The 20,984-nt window shown below is 66.3% G+C and carries 19 protein-coding genes and 1 tRNA gene; 10 read left to right on the plus strand and 10 right to left on the minus strand.

All coding sequences use genetic code 11. The annotated features are described in order from the left end of the window. Positions 1–118: 118 nt before the first annotated feature. The 6 genes from JKF87_RS16745 to arsH form a co-directional block, all read right to left on the minus strand. On the minus strand, positions 119–3,499 hold the full coding sequence (locus tag JKF87_RS16745) for a PAS-domain containing protein (protein WP_201101022.1): 3,381 nt from the start codon (positions 3,497–3,499) through the stop codon (positions 119–121). Between the two features lie 93 nt (positions 3,500–3,592). Further along, positions 3,593–5,266 carry an MFS transporter gene (locus JKF87_RS16750; protein ID WP_201101023.1) on the minus strand — a complete coding sequence of 558 codons (1,674 nt, stop codon included), beginning with the start codon at positions 5,264–5,266 and terminating at the stop codon, positions 3,593–3,595. A gap of 148 nt (positions 5,267–5,414) precedes the next feature. Further along, positions 5,415–6,110, minus strand: a complete 696-nt coding sequence (locus JKF87_RS16755; RefSeq protein ID WP_236261467.1) for a sugar transferase — start codon at positions 6,108–6,110, stop codon at positions 5,415–5,417. Between the two features lie 152 nt (positions 6,111–6,262). Next, positions 6,263–7,417: an acyltransferase family protein gene (locus tag JKF87_RS16760; protein WP_201101024.1), complete on the minus strand. Its 1,155-nt coding sequence runs from the start codon at positions 7,415–7,417 to the stop codon at positions 6,263–6,265. A gap of 67 nt (positions 7,418–7,484) precedes the next feature. Then, on the minus strand, positions 7,485–8,072 hold the full coding sequence (folE, locus tag JKF87_RS16765; protein WP_201101025.1) for a GTP cyclohydrolase I FolE: 588 nt from the start codon (positions 8,070–8,072) through the stop codon (positions 7,485–7,487). A gap of 74 nt (positions 8,073–8,146) precedes the next feature. Further along, complete coding sequence (gene arsH, locus JKF87_RS16770; RefSeq protein WP_201101026.1) at positions 8,147–8,869, minus strand: arsenical resistance protein ArsH; 723 nt, start codon at positions 8,867–8,869, stop codon at positions 8,147–8,149. 43 nt (positions 8,870–8,912) lie between these two features. Here arsH and JKF87_RS16775 point away from each other — a divergent pair, with 43 nt between their 5' ends. The 6 genes from JKF87_RS16775 (at position 8,913) to cckA (ending at position 13,937) form a co-directional block, all read left to right on the plus strand. Then, the gene (locus JKF87_RS16775) at positions 8,913–9,254 is read left to right on the plus strand and encodes an ArsR/SmtB family transcription factor (protein WP_370874358.1); all 342 of its coding nucleotides are present in this window, start codon (positions 8,913–8,915) and stop codon (positions 9,252–9,254) included. Beyond that, positions 9,251–9,649, plus strand: a complete 399-nt coding sequence (arsC, locus tag JKF87_RS16780) for an arsenate reductase (glutaredoxin) (RefSeq protein ID WP_201101043.1) — start codon at positions 9,251–9,253, stop codon at positions 9,647–9,649. The genes JKF87_RS16775 and arsC overlap by 4 nt, the downstream gene beginning before the upstream one ends. Before the next feature lie 97 nt (positions 9,650–9,746). Further along, positions 9,747–10,010: a flagellar biosynthesis protein FliQ gene (gene fliQ / locus JKF87_RS16785; RefSeq protein WP_008258892.1), complete on the plus strand. Its 264-nt coding sequence runs from the start codon at positions 9,747–9,749 to the stop codon at positions 10,008–10,010. Next, positions 10,010–10,783: a flagellar biosynthetic protein FliR gene (gene fliR / locus JKF87_RS16790; RefSeq protein WP_201101028.1), complete on the plus strand. Its 774-nt coding sequence runs from the start codon at positions 10,010–10,012 to the stop codon at positions 10,781–10,783. The genes fliQ and fliR overlap by 1 nt, the downstream gene beginning before the upstream one ends. After that, positions 10,776–11,852: a flagellar biosynthesis protein FlhB gene (gene flhB, locus JKF87_RS16795; RefSeq protein ID WP_201101029.1), complete on the plus strand. Its 1,077-nt coding sequence runs from the start codon at positions 10,776–10,778 to the stop codon at positions 11,850–11,852. The genes fliR and flhB overlap by 8 nt, the downstream gene beginning before the upstream one ends. A 51-nt stretch (positions 11,853–11,903) precedes the next feature. Further along, on the plus strand, positions 11,904–13,937 hold the full coding sequence (gene cckA, locus JKF87_RS16800) for a cell cycle histidine kinase CckA (protein WP_201101030.1): 2,034 nt from the start codon (positions 11,904–11,906) through the stop codon (positions 13,935–13,937). 100 nt (positions 13,938–14,037) lie between these two features. Here cckA and prmC read toward each other — a convergent pair whose 3' ends face one another. Then, positions 14,038–14,952, minus strand: coding sequence for a peptide chain release factor N(5)-glutamine methyltransferase (prmC, locus tag JKF87_RS16805; protein WP_201101031.1), 915 nt, complete (start codon positions 14,950–14,952; stop codon positions 14,038–14,040). Positions 14,953–15,030: 78 nt separating this feature from the next. On the opposite strand from prmC, the gene JKF87_RS16810 reads away from it, so the two are divergent. After that, entirely contained in the window at positions 15,031–16,308 is a 1,278-nt protein-coding gene (locus tag JKF87_RS16810; protein WP_201101032.1) for a YihY/virulence factor BrkB family protein, read from the plus strand. A 4-nt stretch (positions 16,309–16,312) separates the two neighbouring features. On the opposite strand, the gene hslU is transcribed toward JKF87_RS16810, so the two are convergent. Both hslU and ppa read right to left on the minus strand, forming a co-directional pair. After that, positions 16,313–17,611 (minus strand): ATP-dependent protease ATPase subunit HslU, encoded by a 1,299-nt coding sequence (gene hslU, locus JKF87_RS16815; RefSeq protein ID WP_201101033.1) that lies wholly within the window; start codon positions 17,609–17,611, stop codon positions 16,313–16,315. A gap of 115 nt (positions 17,612–17,726) precedes the next feature. Next, positions 17,727–18,287, minus strand: coding sequence for an inorganic diphosphatase (gene ppa, locus JKF87_RS16820; protein WP_201101034.1), 561 nt, complete (start codon positions 18,285–18,287; stop codon positions 17,727–17,729). Positions 18,288–18,414: 127 nt separating this feature from the next. On the opposite strand from ppa, the gene JKF87_RS16825 reads away from it, so the two are divergent. Next, positions 18,415–19,098, plus strand: a complete 684-nt coding sequence (locus tag JKF87_RS16825) for a DUF599 domain-containing protein (protein WP_201101035.1) — start codon at positions 18,415–18,417, stop codon at positions 19,096–19,098. Positions 19,099–19,349: 251 nt separating this feature from the next. On the opposite strand, the gene JKF87_RS16830 is transcribed toward JKF87_RS16825, so the two are convergent. After that, entirely contained in the window at positions 19,350–20,231 is an 882-nt protein-coding gene (locus JKF87_RS16830; protein WP_201101036.1) for an N-formylglutamate amidohydrolase, read from the minus strand. Positions 20,232–20,288: 57 nt separating this feature from the next. On the opposite strand from JKF87_RS16830, the gene cpdR reads away from it, so the two are divergent. Both cpdR and JKF87_RS16840 read left to right on the plus strand, forming a co-directional pair. Next, complete coding sequence (gene cpdR / locus JKF87_RS16835) at positions 20,289–20,645, plus strand: cell cycle two-component system response regulator CpdR (RefSeq protein WP_054764657.1); 357 nt, start codon at positions 20,289–20,291, stop codon at positions 20,643–20,645. Positions 20,646–20,770: 125 nt separating this feature from the next. Next, positions 20,771–20,845 (plus strand) — tRNA-Val (locus JKF87_RS16840). Positions 20,846–20,984: the final 139 nt, after the last annotated feature.

The following is a 20,984-nucleotide window of genomic DNA, read 5'->3' on the forward strand; positions in this document are numbered from 1 at the left end:
ACCCAGGGCTACGGTCGCATCGCTGGACGTTTTTGACGCTGGATACGATCCTCCTGGTTTCCGGGTTCGTCCTTCGGACGCCCCGGAATGACGGTTCTGAGGTGAACGCAGGTTGAGCTTAGCTCGACAGAAACGCCTTCAGGGCCGCAGGCTTGATCGGCTTGGGCAGCAGGATCGCGCCCGCCGCCGTCGCCTGTTCGTTCAGACCATCGCGGGTGTCGGCGGTGACCAGGGCGATGCGGCGCACGCCCAGCGGACGCAGCCAGTCGATCAGGGCGAACCCTTCGGGCCCGTCGCCCAGGTGCAGGTCGATTACGGCGGCGTCGAACGGTCCCTGCGCCGCCTTGGCCGCTGCGATGCCCGCGGCCAGGGTCGGTTTCGCGCCCCAACGGGTCAGCAGGGCGTTCAGCGCATCCAGGATGACCGGTTCATTGTCCACGCACAGGACGCGCAGGCCCGCCAGAGGCAGTCGGGCCTCGCGCACCGGCGTCATGTCGGCGACCGGTGCGGCGGCGGCGCGCGGGGCGGTGATGCGGAAGGTCGTGCCCCGTCCCGCGCCCGAACTCAGCTCAAGCGGGTGATCCAGCAGGCTGGACAGGCGCCGCACGATGGCCAGGCCCAGACCCGCGCCCGGCTCGTCCACTGGGGCGCCGGGCAGGCGCACGAACTCGCCGAAGACCGTCTCCCGATCGGCCTCGGGAATGCCGCGTCCGGTGTCGGCGACCACCAGTTGCACCGTCTCGCCATGCCGCCGGGTCCCCACCAGCACACGCCCCGCGTCGGTGTAGCGGATGGCGTTGGAGATCAGGTTCTGCAGCATGGAGCGCAGCAGGTCGCGATCTGACGATATCCACAGCCGACTGGGTATGATGGTCAGGCGCAACCCCTTGGCCTCGGCCACCGGCTCATATTCGCGGCGCAGTTCGTCGAACAGCCCGCCCAGCGACAGGCGCGTCACCGCCGCGCTGACGCCCCCGGCCTCCAGCTTAGACAGGTTCAGCAGGGCGGTCAGCAGCCGGTGGGCGCTGTCGATGGCGCGGTCGGCGTTGACGGCCAGGGTGTGGCTGGCGGGATCGGCCCCCGCGCCGGACACGGCGGGCTCTTCCTTCAGGGCGGCGATGAACAGTCGCGCGGCGTGCAACGGCTGCAGCAGGTCATGGCTGGCGGCGGCCAGGAACCGGGTCTTGGAGGCGGTGGCGTCCTCGGCGATCTGGCGGGCTTCGTCCAGGCGCGCCGTGCGGTCGGCGACGCGGGCCTCCAGCCGTTCGTTGGCTTCCTCCAGCTGGCGCGCGGCGCGGCGCAGGGCGGTGATGTCGGTGTAGCTGGTGGCGTAGCCCCCGCCGGGGATGGGCGCGCCGGACGACCGCAGCACCCGCCCGTCCGGCTGCTGGCGTTCGTGGTCGTGGGGAATGCGGCGGCTCAGGGCTTCCAGCCGCCGCTCGACCCAGGCCTCAATGTCGTTGGGGCTCTCGCCGCGTTCGGCGTTCAGGCGATAGATGCTGGCGATGGGCAGGCCGACGTGGACGAAGCCGACCGGCAGTTCGAACATGGAGACATAGCGCCGGTTCCAGGCGGTGACGCGCAGATCCTCGTCCACCACGATCACGCCTTGGTCGATGTTGTCCAGAGTGGTCTGCAGCAGGTCGCGGTTGAACTGAACCGCCTGCGACGCCTCGTCCAGCATCCGCACCACGTCCTCGGGCGCGCGTCCGACCCCGGCTAAGGCCGCGGCGATGACGCGCCGGGCCGATGCGGCGCCGATGGCGCCCGCCAGCATCCGTTCGGCCGCCCGCGCCAGGGCCGCGTCGGCGGGGTCGGCGTCGCGCAGCCGGGTGTCCGTCTCATTGCCCCAGGCGGTGAAGGCGCGCTCGGCCCGCTCGTCGCCGATGAACCGGGCGACCAGGGCGCGCAGGTCGCCGACAGAAGCGCCGGAAGGCGAGGGGCGGTTCTCGGTCCAGTCCGGGCCGATCCGGTCCACGAAGGCGCGGGCCTGAACCCGGTCGATCAGGCGCGGCTGGGCGATGCGCGACACCCCGACATAGACCGCCAGATTCAGGCCCAGGCTGACGAACACCCCAAGGGCCAGCGGGTCGTCGATCCCCAGCAGCCGATGCGGATGCCAGGCCGCGTCCGGCGCCAACTGCGGCAGGGCCAGCATGATGATCCAGATGGTCAGGCCGACCGCCATGCCGGCCAAGGCGCCGACCGCATGGCCGCCCCGCCACAGGACCGCGCCGAACAGGGCGGGCGCCAGCTGCGCCAGGGCGGCGAAGGACACCAGCCCCATGGCTGCCAGACCGTGCGACTGGTCCATCGCCTGATAATAGACCCAGGCCAGCAGCAGCACGGCGACGATGGCCGCGCGCCGCACGTGCAGGATCGTGCCCGCCATGTCCGAGGCGTCGCCCCGCACGCGCCAGCGGTCCCGCGCCACGAAGGGCAGGATCAGGCTGTTGGACACCATGGCCGACAGGGCTACGGCCTCTACGATGACCATCGCCGTCGCCGCCGAGAAGCCGCCGACGAAGACGATGGCGGTCAGCAGGCTCTCACCTCGTCCGAACGGCAGGGCCAGCACCAGAAGATCCGGGTTCACCGCCGGGGCGAACAGGGCCCCCGCCGCCACAAGAGGCAGGACCGCCAGACTGGTCAGCAGCAGATAGATGGGGAAGATCCAGCGCGCCCGCTTCACGTCCGACGGCGCGGCGCCCTCGACAAAGGCGACATGGAACTGACGCGGCAGGCAGAAGATGGCCAGGGTTGAGATCAGGATGATGGCCGAGAATCTGGGCGTCACCTCGGGCGGGCGCGACAGGGCGCCCAGGCCTTCGATGATGCGCGGCGGCGCGCCCTGGTTCAGCAGCAGGACCAGGGCGAAGACGGCCACGAACAACAGGGCGCCCAGCTTGACCACCGACTCCAGCCCGATGGCCTGGATCAGTCCGCGATTGTGCTCGGTCAGGTCGGGACGACGCGCCCCGAACAGAATGGCGAAGAAGGCCAGCACCCCGGCCAGCACCAGAACCGTCAGGCTTTCGGACCCCGCCACCGGCGTGTCCGCCGTCAGCAGTTCGCCCGCCATCGACAGGGATTTCAGCTGCAGGGCGATATAGGGCAGGGAGCCCAGGATGGCGACCACGGTGACGGCGGCGCCCAGGGTCTGGCTCTTGCCGTATCTTGACGCCACGAAGTCGGCCATGGAGCCGACGTTCTCGCGCCGGGCGGCGGCGGCGATCCGACGCCACAGCGGGAACAGCACGGTCACCCCGATGATCGGGCCGATATAGATGGGCAGATACTCCCACCCGTTGCGCGCCGCCGTGCCGACCGCGCCGTAATAGGTCCAGGAAGTGCAGTAGATCGCCAGCGACAGGGCATAGACCGACGGCCCCAGCCCCTTGCCCCTGGCGCGCGTCGCCGGGCGTTCCTGATACCAGGCGACGGCGAACAGGATCGCCATATAGCCCACGACAAGGCTGAGGATCAGCAGGCTGAACATGGCGGCATCTGAACCTTGAGCATGGGGTTTCACAAGCGAAAGGGCGGACTGTCCCGCGACAGCCCGCCCCCTCATCCGCGCCTGAAAGCAGGATCAGGCGTTGAGATCGACGTCCTTGCCTTCCTTGACCAGCAGGAAGCCCAGCACGACCGTCGCCAGCGCCACGACGATCGGATACCAGAGGCCGTAGTAGATGTTGCCTGTCGCGGCCACCATGGCGAAGGCGGTGGTGGGCAGGAAGCCGCCGAACCAGCCGTTGCCGATATGATAGGGCAGGGACATGGAGGTGTAGCGGATCTTGGTCGGGAACATCTCGACCAGCGCCGCCGCGATCGGGCCGTACACCATGGTCACATAGAAGCCGAGTATGAACAGGATCAGCACGACCAGAGGCTTGTTGACCAGGGCGCTGTCAGCCTTGGCGGGATAGCCTGCGGCGGCGAGCGCCTCGCCCAGGCTGGCGTCCCAGGTCTTCTTCCGGGCGGCGAAGTCGGCGGCGGGCAGGGCGTCGCCGCGGAAGCTGTTGATCACCGTCTGATCGCCGATGCGGACCTCGGCGACGCTTCCGGCCGGGGCCTTGACGTTCGTATAGGTCACGCCCGCCTTGGCCAGGTAGGATTTGGCCAGGTCGCACGAGTGGTTGAAGACCGTCTTGCCGACGGGGTCGAACTGCAGATTGCAGTCGGCGGGATCAGCATAGACCACGACCGGCGCCGAGGCGGCAGCCTCGGCCAGACGCGGGTTGGCCGCGTGGGTCAGGGCGTTGAACAGCGGCATATAGGTCAGGGCTGCGATCAGGCACCCGGCAAGGATGATCGGCTTCCTGCCCACCTTGTCCGACAGCCAGCCCCAGAAGATGAAGAAGGGCGAGGCCGCCAGCAGGGCGATGGCCAGCAGGACATAGACCAGGGAGGCGTCAACCCGCAGCACCCGCTCCAGGAAGAACAGGGCGTAGAACTGACCCGTGTACCAGATCACGGCCTGGCCGGCGGTCAGACCGACCAGGGCGATCAGCACCAGCTTCAGATTGGGCCACTTCATGAAGCTGTCCTTCAGCGGGGTCTTGGAGCCCTTGCCTTCGGCCTTCATCTTCTTGAACGACGGGCTTTCCGCCAGCTTCAGCCGGATCCACAGGGACACGCCCAGCAGCAGGATCGAAACCAGGAACGGCACCCGCCAGCCCCATTCGGCGAAGGCCTCTTCCCCGACGGCGAAGCGCACGCCCAGGATCACGGCCAGGCTCAGGATCAGGCCTGCGGTCGCAGTGATCTGGATGAAGGAGGTGTAGAAGCCGCGTTTGCCCTTGGGCGCGTGCTCGGCGACATAGGTGGCGGCGCCGCCGTACTCCCCGCCCAGAGCCAGGCCCTGGATCAGTCGCATCAGCACTAGGATGATCGGCGCCGCGATGCCGATGACCGCATAGGGCGGCAACAGGCCGACGACGAAGGTCGACAAACCCATCAGCAGCATGGTGACCAGGAAGGTGTTCTTGCGCCCCCACAGGTCGCCCAGACGTCCAAAGACGATGGCGCCGAACGGCCGCACGGCGAACCCGGCCGCAAAGGCCATCAGCGCGAAGATATAGCCGGTGGTCTCGTTCACGCCCGAGAAGAACTGAACCGTGATGATCGCCGCCAGCGATCCGTAGAGATAGAAGTCGTACCACTCGATGACGGTGCCGACCGAGGAGGCCAGGATCACGAGCCGATCACTGCGACCGACCGTATGTTCCCCCTCGCCGGACGCAGTTGTTGCGTCGGTTGCCATTGATCCATTTCCTCCCAAGTCGCCGTTATCGGCCGTTATGCGCGGCCTGACGGACGCGTGGAGGATCAGACTGACGCAGCCAAGCGCGGCTGGAGAGAGCGACTTTGGTCGAGGATCGGTGGTTTTTCGAAAACCTGCGACGTGCGGATCAGTAGGCGTTCACGCGCTTCAGGATCATCGGCACGGTGCGGCAGATGATCAGAATGTCGTCGCGGAACGACCAGCCGTCGGCATAGAGGACATCGGCCTCAACCCGGCGGGCCATGCAGCTGAGCTGGTGAATCTCGCCGCGAAGGCCGGAAATCTGGGCCAGGCCTGTCAGGCCCGGACGCACGGCGAAACGCTTCGAATAGCAGGGCAGCAGGGCGCCATAATGGGCGTCATGGGCCAGGGCGTGCGGGCGCGGACCGACCAGCGACATGTCGCCCATGATCACATTCACCAGCTGGGGCAGTTCATCCAGACTGGTGGCGCGGATGAAGGCGCCGACGCCGGTGACGCGGACGTCGTTCTTGGTGGCGTGGGCGATCTTGTCGCCATCCTCGGTCACCGTCATGCTGCGGAACTTCAGGATGGTGAAGATTTCGCCATTCAGGCCTGTGCGGCGCTGGCGGAACAGCACCGGGCCGCGCGTTTCGATCACGACAGCCAGGGCGATGGCGCAATAGGCGGGCAGCAGGATCCACAGGGCCAAACCGGCCAGGACGATGTCCATCACCCGCTTGCACGCCGCAGAGCCTGCGCCGCGTTTGAATCTGGGCGTCCAGGCGGATCGGGCGAGGGGTTCACCCGCATCCGCATCCTTGGTTGTCGACCAACTGTCGAAGATGTCGGCCTCCCCCAAGAGCCTGTGCGATAATGGCAACGTTAAAGGCAAAGCTGTTATGCAACGCAAGGTTAATCGCGATCCTGCGTTCCGGGAACGTAGTTCCGTTGTTTATAGGTCACACCTGATGGCTATTTCTATAAGTATTTCAGCAGGGTGCGTGCTGCCAGTCAGCCATCTATAGAAATGACAGGTCCAGCTTCAACCCGCACGGCGGTTCTACCGCGACGACTCTTCAGCCAGGTGCGGATGCGCGCCTGAATCGGGTTGTCGATGGCGAAGTGGAAGGCGAAGGCGAAGCCTACGGCGGCGGCCACTCCCATGCCCCAAAGCACCCACTGAACCGGTTCGGACAGGGCGAAACGGGCCGCCGCCACATTGACGACGCCGAACCAGGCGATCCGCACCACCTCGTTGGAGATGAACATCGAGAACGAAACCTGGGCGGACTTCTCGACCAGTTTGGATGGTCTGGTCACCGGCACGGCGCCCGCCGCCAGAATGATGATCGAGATCAGGCTCAGAGAGATCAGGGCGTGCTTGTCGAAGTTCTGCACCACGGCCAGGGCGACGGCGGCGGCGATGCCGGCCCAACCGGCCAGGCGCGGGTTGATCCAGATCTTCTGGGCGAACCAGGCCAGAGCCATGCCCAGGAAGAACAGCGGTAGGGCGCGGATGAAGCCGTAGCCCATCGGCATCTGATAGACGGGATAGCCCAGCAGGCTCCAGCACAGCTGGTTGGCGACCAGATAGACGCCGATACCCGCCGCCAGCGCCGCCCATGGCCCCAGGCGCATCAGGCCGCGGATGATCCAGGGGAAGCACAGGTAGCAGCCGATCAGAGCCGAGATCGACCAGGTCGGCGCATTCCAGCCCAGGCCGCCATAGACGCCGTAAGACTGCAGCAGCAGCAGTTGAGCAGGCAGTTGGTCCCAGCGGAACCATTCGGGATTGCGCGGCGCGACGCCGGCCGCCGTGCTCAGCAGCACCAGCGCCACCAGCGACAGGCCCATGATCAGATGGGCCGGGGTGACGCGCAGGAACCGCTTCAGGAAGAAGTCCGTCGGCGACATCCGGCCATTGTCCACCGCTGCGCCATAGACGCGCATCAGCACATAGCCGGAATCGATCAGGAAGAAGTTGGTCAGCAGAAAGCCGCCGCGCTCGAACACCGGGTGCAGGTGCTCGGCCAGAGGGAACGGACCGGCGGCCTGGAAGTGATGCAGAATGATCAGGAAGGCCACGATGAAACGCAGGGCGTCCAGCCAGCCGCCGCGCGCGATCGGGGTTGTCTCATTCCGGGTCGAAATCAGCGTCCAGGGCATCAGATCCGCCTCCTCTGCCCGTATGGACGCAAAAGGTGGACCAATCCCCCTGCCAGGATGGTGAATCCTAGCCTCGCACCAGTCTGAGGAACTCTTCGCGGGTGCGAGGGTCGTCGCGCACCACGCCGATCAGGTGGCTGGTCGACAGGCTGGCGCCTGGCGCATTGACGCCGCGCAGGGTCATGCAGGAATGCTCGGCCTCGATGACCACGCCGACGCCGTGCGGGCGCAGGACCGTCTGGATGGCCTCGGCGATTTCGGAGGTCATCTTCTCCTGGATCTGCAGGCGGCGCGCAAAGCCACGCACCACGCGCGCCAGCTTGGAGATGCCCACGACCCGGTCGGTCGGCAGATAGGCGACGTGCGCCTTGCCCACGACCGGCAGCATGTGGTGCTCGCAGAAGCTGACGAAGCGAATGTCCTTCAGCACCACCAGCTGGTCGTAGCCGCCGGTCTCTTCGAAGGTCTTCTCCAGATAGGACAGCGGGTCTGTCTCATAGCCCTGGAACAGCTCGCGATAGCTCTTGGCCACCCGCGACGGCGTTTCCAGCAGGCCCTCGCGGTCGGGATTGTCGCCGGCCCACTGGATCAGGGTGCGGACGGCGGCTTCGGCTTCAGCCTGCGAGACGGAGGGCTTGGAGGGCGTATCGGTCATGGCGGCCTACATAGCGAGGCTGGTCAGGGAATGGGAGGGCTTCGTCTGCGCTTTCCGGCGGGGAGCAGGCAGTTTCAGGATGAGGCCGCCGGCGCGGCGTCGGCCAAGCTGTCGGCGGCAGGCGACCGGCCCATCTCTTTTCGCTCGCTGTAGCGGTCCACCAGATAGTCGGCTCGGCCCCGCGTCAGCAGGGTGAATTTGTACAGCTCCTCCATCACGTCCACCAAGCGGTCGTAATAGGGCGAGGGTTTCATGCGGCCGTCCTCGTCGAACTCATTGAAGGCCTTGGCGACCGAGGACTGGTTCGGAATCGTGATCATCCGCATCCAGCGGCCCAAAACCCGCAACTGATTGACGGTGTTGAACGACTGAGAGCCTGCGTTGACCTGCATCACCGCCAGGGTCCGGCCCTGCGTCGGCCGGACGCCTGCGCTTTCCAGCGGCAGCCAGTCGATCTGTGATTTGAAGATGCTGGTCATGGCGCCGTGGCGTTCGGGGCTGCACCAGACCTGGCCCTCGGACCACAGGGAGGCCGCACGCAGTTCCTGAACTTTCGGATGCGACGGGTCGACGCTGTCCGGCTGGGGCAGGCCGCGGGGGTCGAAGATGCGGGTCTCGGCGCCGAAGCTGCGCAACAGCCGATCCGCCTCCTCGATCATCAGGCGGCTGAACGAGCGTTCGCGCAGTGAGCCGTACAGCAGCAGGAAGCGCGGCGGGTGGGCCAGGTCTGTCGGTCGCAGACGCGCCAGTTCGAGGCGGTCGGCGAAGGCGGCGTCGAGTGCGGGTAGATCGATCATGGCTTCCCTTTGCCAATATTTCGATTATTTGTGAAGTATGGAAATGAAGTCAGCCATCGAGGCCCTCAGCGCCCTGGCGCACGACGGGCGCCTGAACATCTTTCGCGCCTTGGTCCGCGCCGGGCCACAAGGTCTGGCGGCGGGCAGGCTGGGCGAGGCGGTCGGCATGGCCGCCAGCACCCTTTCGAACAATCTGAACATCCTGACGCGTGCGGGTCTGACGACCGCCGTGCGGGACGGACGCTCCATCATCTACGCCGCCGACTATGGCCGGATGGGCGCACTGCTGGCCTATCTGATGGAAGACTGCTGTCAGGGATCGCCTGCGGTCTGTGCGCCTCTGAGCGAGGTCGTGAACCGCGCGGCGTGCGCGCCAGCGTCATGACCATCACCCTCTATCACAACCCTGCATGCGGCACGTCGCGCAACACCCTGGCCATGATCCGGGCGTCGGGCGAGGAGCCGGTGGTCGTCGACTATCTTCAGGCGGGCTGGTCGGCTGAACGGCTGCAGTCTCTGGCGGCGCAGATGGGTGCGCCGATCCGCAGCCTGATCCGCGACAAGGGCACGCCCGCCCGCGCGTTGGGTCTGTTCCATGAAGGCGTGGACGATCAGACGATCATCGCCGCCATGATCGGCCACCCGGTGATCGTTAACCGCCCCATCGTCGTCTCGGACAAAGGCGTGCGGCTGTGCCGCCCGTCAGAGCTTGTGCTTGACCTGCTGTCCGAGCCCGTGGCCCGCTTCACCAAGGAGGACGGCGAGGTCGTTGGAGCCTAAAATTCCATTGAAGCGTCAAAATCAAGCAAAACGGTTAGCGCTCCGTTAACCATCCTCCCGGCATTTTCTGCCCAGTGATTTGCGGGAGCGCAGGCCGATGAACGGCGCCGAAGTTCTGGATGTTGGCCGCGACGCCATCTGGCTGACGATCCAGCTGTGCCTGCCTGTCCTGCTGGTCGGTCTGGTGGTCGGCGTGGTGATCGGCCTGTTTCAGGCCCTGACCCAGATTCAGGAGCAGACCCTGATCTATGCGCCCAAGATCATCGCCATCTTCGTGTCCCTTCTGCTGTTCCTGCCCTTGATGGGCGCGCTGCTGGGCGGCTTCATGCGCCAGATCGCCGCGCGCATCGCGGGCATGTAGTGGAGGCTTACGCCACCGCCGATCAGGTCTGGGCGGGGGGGCTGATCTTCGCCCGCATCGGCGCGATCCTGATGCTGCTCCCCGGATTCGGCGAGGCCTATGTGCCGCCTCGTGTGCGCCTGTCCCTGGCCCTGGTCATTTCACTGGCGCTATGGCCGGTGGTGCGCGCCACCCTGCCGGGCCTGCCCGACACCGTGGGCGGCATGGCGGGATGGATCATTCATGAGGTGGTCGTGGGTCTGATGATCGGCCTGCTGCTGCGCATGTTCATGTCGGCCCTGACCACGGCGGGCGAGATCATCTCGCTGCAGACGACGCTCAGCTTCTCCCAGACCGCCAACCCGATGCAGGCCCAGCCGGGCACGACTCTGGCCGCCTTCCTGACCCTGCTGGGGGTGACGCTTCTGTTCGCCACCAACACCCATCACCTGTTCATCGCGGGCATGGTGGGCTCCTATCGATTGATCGCCCCAGCCCAGCCCCTGGTGATGAGCGACTTCACCACCATGGCCGTTCGCACCCTGGGCGACAGCTTCCTGCTGGGGGTGCAGCTGGCGGCGCCGGTGCTGGTGTTCGCCCTGATCTTCAATCTGGCGTCCGGCCTGATCGCGCGGGTCATGCCGTCGTTCCAGGTCTATTTCGCCGCCGCGCCTTTGAGCGTGCTTCTGGGCCTGTCGATCTTCGCGCTCAGCCTGGGCGCGCTGGGGACCGTCTTCATCGACCGTTACCGCCGCCTGGCGGACGTCTTCGTTTCGGGAGGCGTGGGTGGCTGAAGGCGCCGATCCCGAGTCGAAAACCGAAGAGGCCACCCCGCGAAAACTTGCGGACGCCCGCAAGAAGGGCGATTCGGCCAAGTCGCCGGATGTCGCCCAGGTGATGTCCCTGGCGGGCGCCGCCGCCGTCATCATGGGTGCGGGCGGCTGGTTCGCCTCGTCCATCGCCGAACAGCTGGTTCCCTTCATCGCCTCGCCGCATCAGATGCTGGGCGTGCTGAACTCTGGCGCAGGCACGCAGATACTGGCCAAGGCGCTGTGGGCCATGGGGCCGTTTCTGGGCGCGATCATGCTGGCCACCATCATCGGCGGCGTCGGCGGCAATGTCGCCCAGTCGGGCCTGATCTTCACGGCTGAGAAGCTGAAGCCCAAATGGTCGTCGATCAGCCCGCTGAGCGGGTTCAAGCGCATCTACGGGCCGGACGGTCTGATGCAGTTCGTCAAGACCTTCCTCAAGTTGACGGCGGTCTGCGCGGTCTGCTGGTTTGCGCTGAAGCCCCATGCGCGCGAGTTCGAAAACATGGTGGGCATGAGCCCCATGGACCTGCTGCCGCTGGCGCGCGACATGGCCATGAAGCTGTTCTTCGCGGCCCTGGTGCTGCTGGCCGTGACGGCGGGCGCGGACTTTCTGTGGCAGAAGCTTCGCTTCGCCAAGCGGATGCGGATGACCAAGGAAGAGCTGAAAGAGGACTACAAACAGTCCGAGGGCGACCCCCACGTCAAGGCCAAGCTGAAGCAGATCCGCATGCAACGCAGCCGCCAGCGGATGATGGCCAATGTGCCCAAGGCCACGGTGATCGTGACCAACCCGACCCACTATTCGGTGGCCCTGCGCTATGAGCCGGACCAGGGCGACGGCGCGCCCATCTGCGTGGCCAAGGGCGTCGACGCCCTGGCGCTGCGTATCCGTGAGGTGGCGACGGAACACGGCGTGCCGATCGTCGAGAACGTGCCCCTGGCCCGCGCCCTCTACGCCACGGTCGAGGTGGATGAAGTCATTCCGCGCGAACATTTCGACGCCGCCGCCAAGATCATCGGCTTCGTCTTCCAGTCCCGTCCGCGCCGGTAAGAAGGCGTCAGGATTTCAGCGTATGATCAGTCCACTGATTCGCGAGGCCGCATGACGTCCACCCGTCGCCTTCCGTTCGATCCGATGCTGATCGTGATGGCCCTTGGGTTCGTCGTGGCGGTGGGCGCCCTGGCCTATCCGGCGTTCCGCACCAACCCGACCTCGGCGCCGGGGCTGATCCTGATCCTGACCGTAGGCCTGATCGCCCTGATCGGCCTGTTCGCCTTCCGCCGCGCCGAGACGCCCCAGGGATCGACCGACGCCGTCATCGACATGCTGGACGCCATGGCCGAGCCTGCGGCCCTGGTCTGGGATTCCGGCCAGGTCCTGGCCTTCAACGGCGCCTGGGCCGAGGCCAACGGCACGACCACGGCCCTGCCGCGCGGCAAGTCGGCCCAGGCCCTCTACATGGCCTTCGCCCAGGCGCGTCAGGGCCAGCCGGGCCACGCCATCGTTCAGATCGGCGAGCGCGAGATCGAGGTGGTGATCGGCCAGGCGGGACAGGGGCGTTATCTGATGCGCGCGGCGCCCGAAACCGTGCTGCCCATCGCGGTCTCGTCCGCACAGACCCTGGCCTCCGTATCCGGCGAGGGGCGCGCCATGGCGGCGGGCGCTCCGTTCGGATCAGCAGTGATCGGCGGCGACGACCTGTTCGCCGGGCGAGCGGAAGAAGCCAATGCGGCCATGGAGGTGCTAACCGGTCCAGCGGCGGCCGGCGACGCCGCCTTCGGCCATCTGTTTGAGCTGGCAGGGGTGACCGAGGCGCGTGCGCGCCTGGCCTCGGGCGCGTCGGGCCCCATTGAACTGGTCGCTCGCGCCTTTCCAGACAAGATGCTGCATCTCTATGTGGCTCCAGAAGGCGACAAGCGCCGCATCTGGCTGTTCGACGTCTCGGCCCAGAAGTCGATGGAGCTGCAGCTTTCGCAGGCCCAGAAGATGCAGGCCGTTGGCCAGCTGGCCGGTGGCGTCGCCCACGACTTCAATAACCTGCTGACCGCGATCCAGCTTCAGCTATCGGGCCTCCTGGAGCGCCATCCGGTCGGCGATCCCTCCTATGAGGGGCTGAACGAAATCCGCCAGACCGCCATCCGCGCCGCTGATCTGGTGCGCAAGCTTCTGGCCTTCTCGCGCAAGTCGACGGTGCGGCGCGAGCGCCTGGACCTGGGCGAACTGGTCGGCGAGTTCTCCATCCTGCTGCGCCGCCTGCTGCGCGAGGACGTGCGGCTTGAGACGGATTACGGCCGCGACCTGCCTGTGGTTCTGGCTGACAAGTCCCAGCTTGAAACGGCCGTCATGAACCTGGCCGTCAACGCGCGTGATGCCATGCGCGGTGTGGTCGAGCCGGGCGATGCCGTCGTCACCATCACCACGCGCCGCCTGACCGGCGACGAGGCGCGCGGCCTGGGTTGGGCAGGGGCGACGACCGATGAGGTGGCCCTGATCGAAGTGTCGGATACAGGCCCCGGCGTGCCCCCAGAACTGCTGGACAAGATCTTCGAACCCTTCTTCACCACCAAGGCGGTGAACGAGGGCACGGGCATGGGGCTGGCCACCGTCTATGGCATCGCCCAGCAGGCCGGAGGCCATATCACCGTCACCAATATCGAAGGAAAAGGCGCGGCCTTCCGCATCTTCCTGCCTGCGGCTGGCGAGGCGGAACTGGCCGAGGTCCAGCCGGTCGAGGTCAAGGTCAAGGCGCCGCGCGACCTGTCCGGCGCGGGCCGCATCCTGTTCGTGGAGGACGAGGACGCCGTGCGCGGCATCGCCGCCCGTCTGCTGCGCCAGCGCGGCTATGAGGTGATTGAGGCCTGCGACGGCGAAGAGGCCCTGATCCTGGCCGAGGAGCATGCGGGGCAAATCGACATGATGATCTCAGACGTCATCATGCCCGGCCTGGACGGCCCGTCCCTGCTGAAAAAGGCGCGCCAGTATCTGGGCGACGCGCCGGTGATGTTCATCTCCGGCTATGCCGAAAGCGACTTCTCCGACCTGCTGCAGGACGAGGTCGGCGTCTCCTTCCTGCCCAAGCCGCTGGACATCAAGACCCTGGCCGAACGCGTGAAACAGGAACTGCACGCGGCCTAGGTTTGCCTGAAACGAACAGAGGGGTCGGTCACGCGATGACCGACCCCTCGTGCATCATGATTGGCGATCCGCCTTCTCCCGCCAGGGGAGCAGCAGGCGACTACGCCTTCGGGATCGGGTTGGTGCGCGGGTCCGGACCGTTGGTGACCACGCGGTCGCGTTCGCCCAGGTCCTTGATGATCTTCACATCGGTGAAGCCGACGGCCTCGAACAGTTCCTTGACCTGCGGCCCCTGGTCCCAGCCGATCTCGACGGCAAAGACGCCCAGGGGCTTGAGGATGCGTTTGATCTCGGGCGCGAGGTCACGATAGGCCTGAAGTCCGTCCGGGCCGCCATCCAGCGCCAGGTGCGGATCATGGTCGCGCACTTCCGGATCCAGACCTGCGATGTGATCGGTCGGGATATAGGGCGGGTTGGACATGACCAGATCGAAGCTGGCGTCGCCGAAGCCCGCAGCCCATTCGGTGCGCAGGAAGGTGGCGCGGTCGTTAAGGTCCAGGTTGGCGGCGTTCTCCTTGGCGACGGCCAGGGCCTCGCTGGAGATGTCGGTGCCGACGCCGGTGGCGCCGGTCCGCTCGGTCAGCAGGGCCAGCAGGATGGCGCCTGAACCGGTGCCGAGGTCGATGGCGGTGAACCGTTCCTGCGGCGTGAAGGCCAGCATGGCGATGTCCATGATGGTCTCGGTGTCCGGGCGCGGGCTGAGCACGTCGGGCGTGACGTTCAGGATGATCTTCCAGAAGCCCTTCTTGCCGATGATGCGCGACACCGGTTCGCGCTTCAGGCGGCGCTCGACCATGGTTTCATAGGCGGCCTGCTGCTGGGGCGTGACGATCCTGTAGGGATCAGTCAGTATGTCCATGCGGCTGGCGTCGGCGGCGGCCTCTAGCAGCAGGCGGGCGTCGATGGCGGGGCTGTCGATCCGGCCTGCCTTCAGCCTGGCCTGAGCGGATTTCCAGACGGTAAGCAGGGTCGCGGCGCCATCGGCGGGTTTCGGAGATAGAGGTTCGGTGGTCATGTCGGCTGATTGGCCCTTCGCGGCGGTGATTTCAAGTTGGGCGTGGAACGCGTCGGCGGCCTCGTCGTTCGCCGTCTAATGGCCAAGTCAAAGACCTCCACCTCCGACCTCTTTCGCCGCCTGGTGTCCCGCCCCCGATCCGGCGGGCGCAAACGCGGCGGTCCTGACAGCCTCTGGCGCTTTATTGCAGCCGCGGCAGGCGGCCTGGCCGCAGGGGCCGGGGCCGCGCATCTGCTCTATACGCAAGGCCACAAGGTCGGGGTCGATCTGCGCCAGGAGCGCCCGCCCGCGCCGCCGCCCGCCCCGCCCACGCCTGAGGATTTCGACGCCGAGGAGCCGGGACGCGGCCGCATGGCCCAGCGGCCAGAGCATATTCCGCGCAAGGGTTGGACCGATATCCTGTGGCGGGCGGTCTCGTCCTATTTCGGCGATCGCGTGGGCTTCGTCGCCGGCGGCGTGACCTTCTTCACCCTGTTGTCGCTGTTCCCGCTGATGGGTTCGTTCGTCACCCTGTACGGCCTGTTCGCCAATCCGGCGGACGCCTGGGGGAGGCTGCATTTCCTCTATTCGATCCTGCCGGACAGCATCGCCGAGTTCCTGGGCGCGCAGATGCAGCGCCTGGCCGAGAACTCAAACGGGCAGCTGACCTTCACCCTGATCTGGACATTGCTGCTGTCGCTGTGGACGGCGAACGGGGCGGTGAAGATGCTCTTCTACGGCATCAACGTCGCCTATCATGAGGTCGAGAAGCGCAACATCGTCCGCTACAACCTGTTGTGCATGGGGTTCACGGTCGGCGGCCTGATGGCCGTGCTGGTCAGTTCCGGCCTGGTGGTCGGCGTGCCGGTGGTGGTCAAGCTGTTCGGGCTGGAGGAGGAGTGGGGCCTGTTCGCGCCTCTGCGCTGGCCCATCCTGCTGGTCGGTTATGTGGCGGCCCTGACGTTGATCTATCGTCTGGCCCCGTGCCGGGAGAAGGCGCGCTGGCGCTGGCTGACGCCGGGCGCCATCTTCGCCGCTGTGGTCAGCGTGACCCTGTCGTTCGTGTTCAGCTGGTACCTGAATAATTTCGTCCGGACGGACTCCTATGGCCCGTTGGCCGCCATCATGGGCTTCCTGCTGTGGACCTGGCTGTCGGTGCAGGTGATCCTGATGGGGGCCGCCCTGAACGCCGAGATCGAGCACCAGACCGCAGTGGACACCACGACCGGCAAGGCCAAGCCGATCGGGGAGCGCGGCGCCAAGGTCGCCGACGGCGTGGGCGCGCGTCGCAAGAACCCTGCCGCCTTGGCCTACACCCAGCGCCAGGCCGCCGCCGTCGCCCAGCGACTGCGGGCGCGACGGCGACAGCGGGGCTGATTGATCACAGGATGAAGCGGCTCAGGTCCACGTCCTTGGTCAGGGCGTTCAGCTTTTCGCGCACGGCGTCGCCGTCGAAGCTGACCGTCTGACCCGACAGGTCCGACGCCTTGAAGCTGGTCTCCTCCAACACCCGCTCCAGCACGGTCTGAAGCCGCCGGGCGCCGATGTTCTCAACGGCGGAGTTGGCCGCCACGGCGGCGTCGGCCAGGGCCTCGACCGCATCATCGGTGAAGGTCAGGGTGACCTCCTCCGTCGCCAGCAGGGCCTGGTTCTGACGGATCAGATTGGCCTCCGGCTCGGTCAGGATGCGCTTGAAGTCGTCGCGCGTCAGGGCTTTCAGCTCGACCCGGATCGGCAGACGGCCCTGAAGCTCGGGCAGGAGGTCGCTGGGCTTGGCCACATGGAAGGCGCCGGAGGCGATGAACAGCACATGATCCGTCTTCACCGGCCCGTATTTGGTCGAGACAGTGGTGCCTTCGATCAGGGGCAGCAGATCTCGCTGGACCCCTTCGCGCGACACGTCGGCGCCCGATGCGCCCTGACGGGCCGCCACCTTGTCGATCTCGTCCAGGAAGACGATGCCCTCGTTTTCGGCCAGCAGCAGGGCCTCCTTGGTCAGGCTGTCCTGATCCAGCAGCTTGTCGCCCTCTTCGGCGATCAGGGGGGCGGTGGCGTCGCGCACGGTCAGCTTGACCGTCTTGGTGCGCCCGCCGCCCATCTTGCCCAGCATTTCACTGAGGTTCAGCAGGCCGACATTGCCGCCGGGGATGTCGAGACCCTGGATGGGCGAGGCGGTGTCGGCCAGGGCGATCTCGATCTCCTTGTCGTCCAGTTCGCCGGCGCGCAGCTTCTTACGGAAACTGTCGCGAGTCGCGGGGCCTGAGCCGGGACCGACCAGGGCGTCCAGGATGCGGTCCTCGGCCGCGCCCTCGGCCCGCGCCCGGACCTCGCCGCGCCTGCGGTCGCGCACCATGACCAAGGCGCTCTCGACCAGATCACGCATGATCTGATCCACATCGCGGCCGACATAGCCGACCTCGGTGAACTTGGTCGCCTCGACCTTCAGGAAAGGCGATCCGGCCAGCCTGGCCAGACGCCGGGCGATCTCGGTCTTGCCCACGCCGGTGGGGCCGATCATCAGGATGTTCTTGGGCGTGACCTCGTCGCGAAGGTCTTCCGGCACGCGCTTCCTGCGCCAGCGGTTGCGCAGGGCGACGGCGACGGCGCGCTTGGCGTCGTCCTGGCCGACGATATAGCGATCAAGTTCTGAAACGATTTCGCGGGGGGACAGATCAGTCATGGCGTCCAGATAGGACGCCGGGAAGCGAAGCGGGAGGGGGCAGGGCGTCGCGCAGCAAAAAGGCGTCCTCCGGAACGGAGAACGCCTCGATGCGTCTGTCGCTGTCGTCGCCCGATCAGGCGGCGTTGGCGGCCTTCTTCTTGGCCAGCTTGTCCTGGTGGGCCTTCATGCCGGCCTCGATCAGGGCGGCGGCTTCGCCTGCGTCGCCCCAGCCCTTGACGGTGACCGACTTGCCCTTCTCCAGATCCTTGTAGCGGGTGAAGAAGTGTTCGATCTGCTCGATCAGGATGGCCGGCAGCTGACGATAGCTGGCGACGTCGGTGTAATAGGGGTTCAGCTTGTCGACCGGCACAGCCAGGATCTTCTCGTCGCCGCCAGCTTCGTCTTCCATCAGCAGGACGCCGATGGGGCGCGAGCGGATGACGCAGCCCGGAACGACCGGCGTCGGGTTCAGCACGATCACGTCGCAGGGGTCGCCGTCATCCGACAGGGTGTGCGGGATGAAGCCGTAGTTGCCCGGATAGTACATGGCGGTGTGCAGGAAGCGGTCGACGAACAGGGCGCCGGAGTCCTTGTCCATCTCATACTTCACCGGCAGGCCGCCCTGCGGGATTTCGATGACGACGTTGACGTCCCAGGGAGCGTTGGGGCCGACCGGAATGGCGTCGAGGTTCATGGCGATCTTCTGCTGCGACTGCGAAATTCAAAAGGCGAGGGGTGATAGGCCCCACAGGCCGTCACGGCAAGCGCGACTTTGGGCGACGGGCTTGCGCGGCGACGGCGACTGAGGCCAATCATGCCGCATGACCTGGTTCGATTGGGCCGCTCTGGCGCTCTTTTTCATCTGTTGGCTCGGCTACGGGCCGATCCTGAAGTTCATCGGCCGCCACGGCGGTTCGCTGAATGACGACATGATCCACGTCCGGCGCGCCTGGATGACCTCGATGACCCATCGCGAGCTGAAGCTGATCGACAGCCAGCTGATGGGCCATTCGATCAATTCGGCCTCATTCTTCGCCTCGACCAATCTTCTGCTGATCGCTGCGGTGGCGGGCATATTGTTCGGCGGCGAGGCCGCGTTGAAGGGGTTCGCCTTCGTCGGCGCCGAACAGGTGCCGGTGCGGATGCTGGAGGCCAAGCTGGCCCTGGTGCTGATCTGTCTGGCGCGCGGCTTCCTCGATTTCATCTGGGCTCTGCGTCAGATGAACTACACCCTGGCCATGATCGGCGCCGCGCCGGAAATCCATCAGGAGACGGATCGCAAGGCGTTCAGCGCCGCCGCCGCCGAACTGTTGAATCCGGCCCTCAGTTCATTCAGCCAGGGCGTGCGGGGCTATTATTTCGCCCTGGCGGCGGCGGCCTGGCTGTTCGGTCCGCTGTGGCTGGCGTTGGGGGTGGCCTCTTCGTTCAGCCTGTTGATCTATCGCCAGGAGGCGTCGCCCGCCGCACGCGCCATCCGCAGCGCCCGCCGATTGCTGGGTGATTAGGGGCTTATTTCGCAAGTGCGAAATGAATGGATTCAGGCCTTTGCAAAACCGAACCGTGTTAGCGATAACAATAATGCAAAACCGTTACACAGCGTGACATCAAAACCGCTGATTGGGCTTGACCCATTGTGCATCGCAACCTAGATTGACCTTCGACGCCTCCGGGCGTCTTGCCCTTCCTGGGCGTTTCCTCCCTATAGACTTTATATGCCGCGTCCTCGGACGCGGCTTTTTTTTTGACTTATCGCCGATCAGTCGGCCCAGCGCTGGGCGCACAGGGCGGCGATCACCCGCATCAGGGCCTTGTGCGTGCGGCCATAGGCGGCGTTGGGCCTCAGGGTCGCCTCATCCAGATAAAGCCCTCGACTGAGTTCGATCTGGATCGCCTCGAAACCCTCCTCCGGCCGTCCCCAGCTATGGGTGGACCAGCCTCCGGCATAGGGGTGGTTCAGCGCCACACGCCAGCCCAGACCTTCGAACAGGCTTCGCAGCGTCCGCGTCAGTCTGGCGTCGCACGACGACCCGTGCCGGTCGCCCAGCACCACTTCAGCCCCGACGGCCCGGGACGGCATCGAATGCCAGTCGATCAGCAGGGCGCGCCCATGACGGGCGCGCGCCGCCTGCATCAGGTCGCTGAGGGCGGCGTGATAGGGTGCGTGCGCCGTCTCGATCCGGCGTTCAGCCTCGGCGCGGGGCAGAGTGCGGTCATAGAGCCGGGCGCCGTCCCCGCCCAGCCGGGGGATCACCCCGAAGCCAGCGGCGGTCTTCAGGCCGACCGGCCCCTCCACGCCGTCGATCAGCGTCGGATCCAGCTCGTCAGGGTCGCGGTTCAGGTCGACATAGGCGCGGCCGATGCGGCTTTCGATCAGCGGCGCGCCCTGCGACGGGCCGCTGGCGACCAGGGCGGCGACCAGGGCGTCCTCGGCGCTGCGAAGGCTGTGCTGCGTGAGGCCGGGCGCGGGGTTCATGTCGGCGGGGTAGCGGTCGCCCGAATGGGGCGAGGCGAACACCAGCGGAAGCCCGCGCGCCGTCTCGGGCGGCCGGGTGATGGTGAAACTGGCCGCGCCCTCGGTCATATTCCCCGCATAGCGGGTTTCGCTGTGGAGGGAAGTCGGCTGATCGGTGAATTTCATCGCCAGTTTACTGTTGCGGGCCTAGCGTGAGGGCCTGGTCCTCGGGGAAAAATCGACATGGCGCGCATCCTTCTGGCTGAAGACGACAGTTCTCTGCGCGGTTTCCTGACCCGTGCGCTGGAGCGCGCCGGTCATCAGGTGATCGACTGCGAGAACGGCGACGACGCCATCGACGCCCTGGAGCACGGCCCCTATGACCTGCTGCTGACCGACATCGTCATGCCGGGCGCGGACGGCATAGAGGTCGCCCGCGTCGCCGCCGCCCGCCAGCCGGGCCTGCGCATCATGTTCATCACCGGCTTCGCCGCCGTCGCCCTGACCGCCGCCCAGGCCTCGCCCCAGGCCAAGGTCCTGTCAAAGCCCGTCCACCTGCGCGATCTCGTCAACGAGGTTGAGCGGATGGTGGCCGCCTGATGGTTTGATTTAACAAGGTTTTTTGAGAAAACTCATTTCAGCGGCCAAAGCCGCTTGATGCGGGCGGATCGTGCAGCTATACGACCGGCCTTCCCGCTCTCGGACTTGCCGAGAGCCGCCACGGCGGACGCGTAGCTCAGCGGGAGAGCACTACGTTGACATCGTAGGGGTCACAGGTTCAATCCCTGTCGCGTCCACCATCTCTTTCCCAGATTTTTGGAACTGCTTCCCCTCCGGGAGAGCGTGCCGTCCATGAAACGCTCCCCCGCCCAGGTCATCGCCGACCAATCGCTGAGCGCGCTTCCTTCATGTCGTTAGGGCTGTGGTGCCCATTGACCC

It is taken from the genome of Brevundimonas nasdae (assembly GCF_016654005.1).
Taxonomy (GTDB): Bacteria; Pseudomonadota; Alphaproteobacteria; order Caulobacterales; family Caulobacteraceae; genus Brevundimonas; species Brevundimonas nasdae.